Here is a 9,052-nt window from a genome sequence, read left to right on the forward strand (position 1 = left end):
GTGGTGGACGGGGGCGGACTGGCGGACGGCTCCGGCGGCGCGGAGGTGGCGGGCGGCTCCGGCGGCGGGCTCTCGGCGCCCTGCTGGAGCTCCAGGTCGAAGTCGTGGGCGGGGGTGCCCTCCAGCGCGTCGGCGGTGTACGCCGCCCAGATCTGCGCCGGGTAGCCGCCGCCGTTGATGCGGGGCAGCCCGGTCGCGCCGTACAGCGGCTTCTGCTCGCCGCTCTCGGAGTCCTGTCCCATGACGGCGACGACGGTGGCCAGGTCGGGGGTGTAGCCCGCGAACCAGGCGGCCTTGTCCTCCTCCGCGGTGCCGGTCTTGCCGGCCGCGGGCCGTCCGGCGGCGCGCGCGGCGGCGCCCGTGCCGCCCGGGCTCTCGACCACGCTCCGCAGCACGGAGGTGGTGGTGTCGGCGGCTTCCCGGGGGACGGCCTGCTTCCGCTCCCCCCGGTCGGGCAACTGGAGCGTCTCGCCGCCCTTGGTGGCCTTCTCCACCAGCGTGTACGGGCCGTGCCGCCCGTGGTTGGCGAGGGTGGCGTAGGCCTGCGTCATGTCCAGCACGCTGGCGGTGGCCGGGCCGAGGGCGATCGAGGGGGAGGCGGTCAGGTCGGGCGTCTTCGCGGGGACGCCGAGGGCGACGGCGGTGGCCTTCACCCGCGACGGGCCGACGTCCTCGGCCATCTGCGCGTAGACGGCGTTCACCGACAGGTCGGTGGCCTTGGTGACGGTGATCGGCCCGTAGCTGCGGTCGTCCTCGTTGGCGGGGGCGTAGCCGACCGGCCCGTCGGGGCCCTGCACCGGCCGCTTGTTCGTGCCGTCGTACACCGTGAACGGGGTGATGGCCCGGCCCTGCTGCGTGGTGGAGTCGTTCTGCACGGCGGAGGTGAACACGAACGGCTTGAAGGTGGAGCCGACCTGGTAGTCGCGGCGGGTGGCGTTGTTGACGTACTGCCGCGTGTAGTCGATGCCGCCGTAGAGGGCGACGATCCGGCCCGTGCGCGGGTCGATGGAGGCGCCCCCGGCGCGGACGTAGGAGTCGGTCTTCCGGGAGTCGCTGAGCTCGTCCATCAGCTCGGACTGCACGGCGTCGGTGAACGCCTTCTGCTTCTCGCGGTCGATGGTGGTGGTGATGCGGTAGCCGCCGGCGGCCAGCGTCTGCTCGTCGACGATCTTGTTGCTGGTGAGGTAGTCCTTGACGGCCTCGACGAGGTATCCGCGCTGGCCGGACATCCCCAGCCGGGGCCTGCTCTTGCCCGGGGCGGGGAACTTCACGGCGGCGCGCTGCTCGCGGGTCAGCCAATTCTTCTTGACCATGCCGTCGAGGACGTAGTTCCAGCGGGCCAGGGCGCGCGGCTTGTTCTCGGGGTGGGCGCCGACGTCGTACGCGCTCGGCGCGTTGAGCAGGGTGGCCAGGTAGGCGCCCTGGGCCACGTCGAGCTTGTCGGAGTCCTTGCCGTAGTACGCCTGGGCGGCGGCCTGGATGCCGTACGCGTTGCGCCCGAAGTAGCTGGTGTTGAGGTAGCCCTCCAGGATGTCGTCCTTGCCGGACTCCCGGTCCAGCTTGATGGCGATGAAGAATTCCTTCACCTTGCGGCTGATGGTCTGCTCCTGGCCCAGGTAGTAGTTCTTGACGTACTGCTGGGTGATCGTGGAGCCCGACTGCTTGCCCTTGCCGGTGACGGTGTTCCAGGCCGCGCGGACCATCGCCTCGGGGTTGACGGCGGACTCGCTGTAGAAGTCGCGGTCCTCGGCGGCGAGCACCGCGTGCTGGACGGCCTTGGGGATGCGGCTGAGCGGGACGCTCTCCCGGTTGACCTCCCCGTCGCGGGCCAGCTGGCTGCCGTCCGCGTAGAGGAAGACGTTGCTCTCCGCGGTCGCCGCCTTGTTGGCGGCGGGGATGTCGACCAGCGTGTACCCGGCGATCAGGCCGCCCGCGAGGAGGAGGACGACCAGCAGGAACCCGCCGAGCACCATGCGCCACGTGGGCAGCAGCCGTCGCCAGCCGGTGCGCTTGCGGGGGCGGGCGGCGTCGCCTCTCGGGGCCCAGCCCGGCGGGTCGTCACCCCTGGCGCGGGTACGGTGCTGTGACTGCTCGTCGCTCATCTTTCCCGGAACTCCTCGGCCCGTCGCCGGGGTTGCGCGGCCACGGCGGACGGTGTCGGTCAGGCGGTGCCGCACGACCCGGCAGCGCTGCCGTGCTTCCCGGAAGCACTGTCGCACCACCGGTCCCGGCCGGAGGGATCCAGCGCCCCCGTACGGCGCGGTCAGAGCCGTTCGGCCGCGGGCGACCACTCCGAGGGGTGAATAATCCATGGCACGGGACTGAGGGGTGCGGCTACGCTCCTGCGCTTCGGGTTCGGCCCGGCCGGTCGGCGGACTGACAAGGTTCAACGAGACGAGGGGGCCTGGGATGCGGCTGTACGCCGCCGTCGCGGTGAGCGGCTTCCGGCGGCACGCCACGTACCGGATGGCCACCGCGGCCGGCGTGTTCACCAATACGGTCTTCGGCTTCATCCTCGCCTACACCTTCACCGCCCTCTGGGAAGAGCGCCCCCACCTTGGCGGCTACGACCAGGGGCAGGCCCTCACCTTCGTCTGGGTCGGCCAGGCCCTGCTGGCGGCGGTCTCACTGCTCGGCGGCGGCTTCGAGCAGGAGTTGCAGGAGCGCATCCGCAACGGCGACATCGCCGTCGACCTCTACCGGCCCGCCGACCTCCAGCTGTGGTGGCTCGCGGCCGACCTGGGCCGGGCCGCCTTCCAGCTGCTGGGGCGCGGGGTGGTGCCGCTGACGGCGGGCGCCCTCTGCTTCGAACTCACGCTCCCCACGCGGCCGTCGCGCTGGCTGCTGTTCCTGTGCGCCGTGACGCTGGCCGTGGTCGTCGGCTTCGCCCTGCGCTTCCTGATGGCGCTGTCCGCCTTCTGGCTGCTCGACGGCGCCGGCGTCGTCATGGTCGGCCAGCTGCTCACCCTCTTCTTCTCGGGCACCCTGCTGCCGCTCACCGTCTTCCCCGGGACCTTCGGCGACGTGGCGCAGGCCCTGCCGTGGGCCGCCGTCTTCCAGGTGCCGGTGGACGTACTGCTGGGCCGGTACGAGGGAACGGGCCTGGCCGGCGCACTGGCCTTCCAGGCCGGCTGGGCGGCGCTGCTGCTGGCGTTCGGCCGGCTGACGCAGGCGCGCGCCACGCGGAAGGCGGTGGTCCAGGGTGGCTGAGCGGATGGGCCTGTGGACGCACGCCGTCCGCGCGTACCTGCTGATCGCCGCGATGTGGGTGCGCTCGACGATGACGTACCGGGCGTCGTTCGTCCTCATGATCGTGGGCAACTTCGTCACCAGCGGCCTCGACTTCGTCGCGATCCTGCTGATGTTCTCGCACATCGACGCCCTGGGCGGGTTCACGCTCCCCGAGATCGCCCTGCTCTACGGGGCGACCTGCTCCTCCTTCGGCCTCGCCGACCTGATCCTGGGGAACGCGGAACGCGTGGGACACCGGGTGCGCGACGGTACGTTCGACACCCTGCTGGTACGCCCGGTGCCGGTCCTCGCCCAGGTGGCCGCCGACCGGTTCGCGCTCCGCCGGCTGGGCCGGATCGCCCAGGGGCTGGCGGTGCTGGGCTGGGGCGTGGCCTCCGTCGACGTGGCCTGGACGCCGCTCAAGGCGGTGTTCCTGCTGGTGACGGTGGTGGCGGGGACGGCGATCTTCTGTGCCGTGTTCCTGGCCGGGGCGGCCTTCCAGTTCTGGGCCTCCGAGGCCTCGGAGGTGGCCAACTCCTTCACCTACGGCGGCGTCACCATGCTCCAGTACCCGCCGACGGTCTTCGCCAGGGACCTGGTGCGCGGGGTGACGTTCGTCGTCCCGCTCGCCTTCGTCAACTGGCTGCCCGTCCTGCGGCTGCTGGGCCGGGACGACCCGCTGCGCCTGCCCGGCTGGGTGTCGTTCTGCGGCCCGCTGGTGGCGGTGCTGCTGCTCGCGCTCACGGGGCTGATGTGGCGGGCGGGCCTGAGGAGCTATCAGAGCACGGGGAGTTGAGAGTGGCGGAAACGGACCAGAGTGATTCCGTACCGGGCGTCGACGACAAGGCGTTCATCGAACTCGACAGCGTGGAGAAGGTGTTCCACGTTCGCCGCCGAGCCGGCCTGCTGCGCCGCGAGCGCCGGGAGGTCCGGGCCGTCGACGGCATCTCCTTCCGCGTGCCGCGCGGCGAGATCGTGGGCTACATCGGCCCGAACGGCGCCGGCAAATCCACCACGATCAAGATGCTCACCGGCATCCTCATGCCCAGCGGCGGCCGGCTGCGGGTCGCCGGCATCGACCCGACCCGCGACCGCACCCGGCTGGCCCGCCGGATCGGCGTCGTCTTCGGACAGCGCACCACCCTGTGGTGGGACCTGCCCCTGCGCGACTCCTACGGCCTCGTCCGCCGTATGTACCGCATCCCCGACGCCCGTTACCGCGCCAACATGGAGCGCTGCGTCGACCTCCTCGACCTGGGCGACCTCCTCGACGTCCCCGTCCGGCAGCTCTCCCTCGGCCAGCGGATGCGCGGCGACATCGCGGCGGCCCTGCTGCACGACCCCGACGTGCTCTACCTGGATGAGCCGACGATCGGCCTGGACGTGGTCAGCAAGGCGAAGGTGCGCGGCTTCCTCCGCGACCTCAACGCCGAGCGCGGCACCACGGTCCTGCTGACCACCCACGACCTGACGGACATCGAGCAGCTGTGCGGCCGGGTGATGGTCATCGACCACGGCCGGCTCGTCTACGACGGCGCCCTGGACGGCCTGCACACCGTGGGGGAGAGCGAGCGGATGCTCGTCGTCGACCTGGAGCACGAACTGCCGCCCATCGACGACATCCCCGGCACCCGCGTCGACCGGGTGGAGGGCCCCCGTCAGTGGCTCGCCTTCCCGGCGGCCCGCAGCGCCGCCCCCATCGTGGCGGCCGTCGCCGAGCGCTACCCCCTGGTCGACCTCTCGGTGCGCGAACCGGACATCGAGCAGGTCATCGCCCGGCTGTACGCCGATCGGCCGGGCCTGTGAGCCCCTCAGGCCCTAATCTGTGGTCATGACAAGCGATCGCCCTGAGATGCGCGCCTCCGACGCCGAGCGCGAGCGCGTGGCCGAGGCGCTCCGGACGGCCGTCGCCGAAGGACGGCTGGACATGGAGGAGTTCGGGGAGCGTCTCGACGCGGCCTACAAGGCCCGGACCCACGCCGACCTCGCCCCCCTCGTCCGCGACCTGCCGCCCGCCGGCACCGGACTCGCCGTCCCCGCCTCGGGCGGCCCCGCCGTGACCGACGAGGGCTGGGAGGCCCGGATCGGCGGAACACCGTCGTCCAGGGGCGCCGTCGCCGTCATGGGCGGCTTCCAACGGCAGGGCCGGTGGACCGTGCCGCGCGTCTTCACCGCCTTCGCCTTCTGGGGCGGCGGCCAAATCGACCTCCGCCAGGCGCGCTTCGAGGGCCGCGACGTGACGATCCGCTGCATCGCCGTGATGGGCGGCATGGAGGTCGTCGTCCCCCCGGACCTGTACGTCGAGGTCAACGGCCTGGGCCTGATGGGCGGCTTCGACTCCAAGGGAGCGGACACGGGCACCCCCGGCTCCCCCCGCGTCCGCATCACGGGCTTCGCCTTCTGGGGCGGGGTGAGCGTGACACGGAAGAAGCGCAAGGGCCTGACGAGCCCGTCCGGCGCTTGAGGACAACCGCGCGGAGCGCGGTTTCGGGGGTGCGGGGGCGTAGCCCCTGCAAGAAACGGTGAAAGGGCGGGGCCGGGGCCAACCCCACCCACCCCGCCCGGAGGGCTAAAGCACGGCAGCAGGCACCGGCCGCCCCACCAACGCCCCAAGATCAAAAGCCTCCGCCATCCGCCGATACCCCGCATCATTCGGATGCAGCCGATCCCCACTGTCATAAGCGGGCAGCAACCGCTGCGGATCAGCCAGATCCCGCAACACCCGGTCGAAATCCACCACGGAGTCGAACACTCGCCCGGCCCGGATCTCCGCGTTGACGGCCAGCCGCACAGGCTCCTGCCGCGCCGGCACCACCCCCAGATGCCCGCCGAACGGCGTCAGCGTGGACCCGACGACCACCAGCCCCCGTGCGTGCGCCCGCGCGACCAGCCGCCGCAGCCCGTCGAGGATGCGCTGAGCGTCGAGCTGCTGCGGCCGCCGCAGGATGTCGTTCACCCCCAGCTCGACGACGACGGCCCGCACCCCCGTCCGGCCGAGCACGTCGCGGTCGAAGCGGTCGAGCGCGCGGGGGTTGTTGGAGGGCGCCCGGCCGCGGTTGCTCAGCAGGACGCGATTGCCGCTGATGCCCTCGTTCAGCACGCCGTACCGTGGAGCGCCCGGCTCGGAGCGCAGCCGGGCCGCCAGGAAATCGGTCCAGCGCCGGTTGGCGTTCATCGTCGAGTTGACGCCGTCGGTGATGGAGTCGCCGATGGCGACGACGGAGCCGGTCGCCTGCGTGCCCCAGACGTCGAGTCCGGTGACGTACCGCCAGGAGGCCGTGCGGACGGTGTACCGGGTGCCGTCGGTGTCCTCCGCCCGGTCGCCGCGAGCGAGCCAGGAGACCTGACGGGCGTGCGGGTGCAGTGTCACCGGCCCGGAAGGGGCCGCCGCGTAGACCGTGACGAGCAGGTCGGACGCGGGGGCCACGGTGAGCGGCACCGGATCGCTGACGGCGGCCCGTCCGGCGGGCACGCTCACGGCGGCCTGGCCGCCGAACGACAGCCGCCGCATCGTCCCCGGAACGGCGGCGGCCGTTCCCGGTCCGGCGGAGACGGCGAGCGAGGCGTGGGTGAGACGGAGCGGCCGGTCGCCGAAGAGGTTCGACAGGTGGACGCGGGCGCCGGTGCCGCCGACGCTGGTGTGGATCACGTTGCGGACGGACGTCCCGGGGAGCCCGGCCGGCGCCCGCGGATCGGCGGCGGCGGGCGCGGCGGCCCAGGAACCGGTCCAGCCGCTCACCGCGGCGGGCGCGGCGTCCGGCCGCCGGTGCCGCGGTTCCCCGCCGCCCGTGTCGCGGCCCGCCGCGCCCAGGAAGATCGCCGCGGAGACCAGGGTGACGACGGCCACCAGCGCGGCGATCAGGGCACAGGCGGTGCCGCGGGACAGAGGACGCCTGGTCATCGCGGGAAGTCTCCTGAACGGCGGTCGGACGGGGCGGGATCCGGGCGGGCCGGCGGGGAAGGCGCCCGTACGGGTGCCGCCTCGGCCCGGTCGCCGGGTCCATGATCCCACGCGGGCCGTGGGAGCTCCGGGCGGCCGGCCCGCCGGTGCGGACCGGCCGCGACGTGTCAGACGGTGGGAACTACCGGGCCGTTCCCCGAGTCGAGCGGGTAGAGAGAAAAGAGCCTTCCCGAGCGGGACGGGGAAACCTCCGAGGAAACGCGGACGGGTGGTACGGATGAATCGGTCCCATGAGGACGCGGCGACGGGCGCCGAGGACGGCGGAGAGCCGACGGAGGGCGCCCGGCCGGGCGCGGGCGCGACGGGGGCGCCTGGGACTCCCGGGGTGAAAGGGGCCCCCGGAGCAACGGGAACCCCCGGAGCAACGGCGGGACGAACACCCCCCGTCGGCTTCACCTACAGCGAGGCCGACGAGCGGAAACGCCGCGGCGTCCGCCGGATGAAGGCCTTCGCGACCGGGCTGCTCCTCGGCGTCGCCCTCGTTTACGCCCTCGCCACCTGGGCGAAGTCCTCGGGCGCGGGCGCCTGGGCGGGCTATGTGGCCGCGGCGGCGGAGGCGGGCATGGTCGGCGCGCTCGCCGACTGGTTCGCCGTCACGGCCCTGTTCCGCCACCCGCTGGGCCTGCCGATCCCGCACACCGCGATCATCCCGACCAAGAAGGACCAGTTGGGGCAGAGCCTCGGCGAGTTCGTCGGCGAGAATTTCCTCTCCGGCGACGTCGTCCGCCGCCGGCTCCGGGCCGTCGGCATCGGCTCCCGCCTTGCCGCCTGGCTCGCCGCCCCCGAACGCGCCGACCGGGTGACGGCCGAACTCTCCACCGCCCTGCGCGGCGCCCTCCGCGTCCTCCGCGACGCGGACGTACAGGCGGTGGTCGGCGAGGCCGTCACCCGACGGGCCGACGCCCAGGAGGTCGCTCCGGGCGTCGGGCGGATGCTGGAGCGGATCGTCGCCGACGGCGGCCACCACAAGGTCGTCGACCTGGTGTGCGCCCGGGCCCACGACTGGCTGGTCGCGCACGGGGACTCGGTGATGCAGGCCGTCACCGGCGGCGCGCCCGGCTGGACACCGCGCTTCGTCGACCGGAAGGTCGGCGAACGGGTCTACAAGGAGCTGCTGCGCTTCGTCACCGAGATGCGGGACATGCCCGGCCACCCGGCGCGCGGCGCGGTCGACCGCTTCCTCGCCGACTTCGCGCACGACCTCCAGTCCGACCCGGACACCCGGGCGCGGGTGGAACGGCTGAAGTCGGAGGTCCTGGGCCGGAGCGAGGTACAGGACCTGATCGCGTCGGCCTGGAACTCCGTACGGGCGATGGTGGTGGCCGCCGCGGAGGACGAGCGCAGCGAACTGCGGCTGCGCACCCGGACGGCGATCCTCTCCCTGGGCGCCCGGATGACCACGGACGAACGGCTGCGCGCCAAGGTCGACGGCTGGCTGGAGGACGCGGCCGTATACGTCGTGACGACGTACCGGGACGAGATCACCTCACTGATCACGGAAACCGTGGCGGGCTGGGACGCGGAGCAAACGTCCCGCAAGATCGAGGCACACATCGGCCGGGACCTCCAGTTCATCCGCATCAACGGCACGGTGGTGGGCGCACTGGCGGGCTTGCTCATCTACTCGGCATCACGCTTGCTGGGAGCGTGACCGACCCACCAGCCCGTCCGGCGCACGAGGACGCGCGTGAGGCGCTCGCCCACTCACCCCGCTTCCGGTCCACCCGGCTCGTCCGGCGTTCGAGGACGTGCGGGAGGTGCTCGCCCACCCACTCCCGTTTCTGGTCCACCCGGCTCGTCCGGCGTTCGAGGACGTGCGGGAGGTGCTCGCCCACCCACTCCCGTTTCTGGTCCACCCGG

At 72.8% G+C, this 9,052-nt stretch carries 7 protein-coding genes; 5 read left to right on the plus strand and 2 right to left on the minus strand.

Features of this window, described 5'->3' with window-relative positions; genetic code table 11:
* A partial coding sequence (locus ACSNOK_RS26505) for a transglycosylase domain-containing protein (RefSeq protein ID WP_436783295.1) occupies positions 1 to 2,102 on the minus strand: 2,102 nt, incomplete at its 3' end.
* A 307-nt stretch (positions 2,103 to 2,409) separates the two neighbouring features.
* Here ACSNOK_RS26505 and ACSNOK_RS26510 point away from each other — a divergent pair.
* The 4 genes from ACSNOK_RS26510 to ACSNOK_RS26525 are packed head-to-tail and all read left to right on the plus strand — an operon-like array spanning position 2,410 to position 5,695.
* Complete coding sequence (locus tag ACSNOK_RS26510; protein WP_436783296.1) at positions 2,410 to 3,210, plus strand: ABC transporter permease; 801 nt, start codon at positions 2,410 to 2,412, stop codon at positions 3,208 to 3,210.
* A 4-nt stretch (positions 3,211 to 3,214) separates the two neighbouring features.
* A complete protein-coding gene (locus tag ACSNOK_RS26515; RefSeq protein WP_436783301.1) occupies positions 3,215 to 4,027 on the plus strand; it encodes an ABC transporter permease in 813 nt (270 codons plus the stop codon).
* A 2-nt stretch (positions 4,028 to 4,029) separates the two neighbouring features.
* Positions 4,030 to 5,037, plus strand: a complete 1,008-nt coding sequence (locus tag ACSNOK_RS26520) for an ABC transporter ATP-binding protein (protein ID WP_436783297.1) — start codon at positions 4,030 to 4,032, stop codon at positions 5,035 to 5,037.
* Between the two features lie 25 nt (positions 5,038 to 5,062).
* Positions 5,063 to 5,695 (plus strand): DUF1707 SHOCT-like domain-containing protein, encoded by a 633-nt coding sequence (locus tag ACSNOK_RS26525; protein ID WP_436783298.1) that lies wholly within the window; start codon positions 5,063 to 5,065, stop codon positions 5,693 to 5,695.
* 105 nt (positions 5,696 to 5,800) lie between these two features.
* On the opposite strand, the gene ACSNOK_RS26530 is transcribed toward ACSNOK_RS26525, so the two are convergent.
* Entirely contained in the window at positions 5,801 to 7,132 is a 1,332-nt protein-coding gene (locus ACSNOK_RS26530; protein WP_436783299.1) for an SGNH/GDSL hydrolase family protein, read from the minus strand.
* Between the two features lie 277 nt (positions 7,133 to 7,409).
* Between ACSNOK_RS26530 and ACSNOK_RS26535 the strand changes: the two genes are divergently transcribed.
* Entirely contained in the window at positions 7,410 to 8,843 is a 1,434-nt protein-coding gene (locus ACSNOK_RS26535; protein ID WP_436783300.1) for a DUF445 family protein, read from the plus strand.
* Positions 8,844 to 9,052 lie beyond the last annotated feature (209 nt).

It is taken from the genome of Streptomyces sp. URMC 126, from assembly GCF_051386555.1.
GTDB lineage: Bacteria > Actinomycetota > Actinomycetes > Streptomycetales > Streptomycetaceae > Streptomyces.

Excerpts from the sequence above, each read along its gene's own strand:
- ACSNOK_RS26530 (WP_436783299.1), bottom strand. The coding sequence starts at position 7,132 with ATGACCAGGCGTCCTCTGTCCCGCGGCACCGCCTGTGCCCTGATCGCC.
- ACSNOK_RS26525 (WP_436783298.1), top strand. The coding sequence starts at position 5,063 with ATGACAAGCGATCGCCCTGAGATGCGCGCCTCCGACGCCGAGCGCGAG.
- ACSNOK_RS26510 (WP_436783296.1), top strand. The coding sequence starts at position 2,410 with ATGCGGCTGTACGCCGCCGTCGCGGTGAGCGGCTTCCGGCGGCACGCC.
- ACSNOK_RS26535 (WP_436783300.1), top strand. The coding sequence starts at position 7,410 with ATGAATCGGTCCCATGAGGACGCGGCGACGGGCGCCGAGGACGGCGGA.
- ACSNOK_RS26515 (WP_436783301.1), top strand. The coding sequence starts at position 3,215 with ATGGGCCTGTGGACGCACGCCGTCCGCGCGTACCTGCTGATCGCCGCG.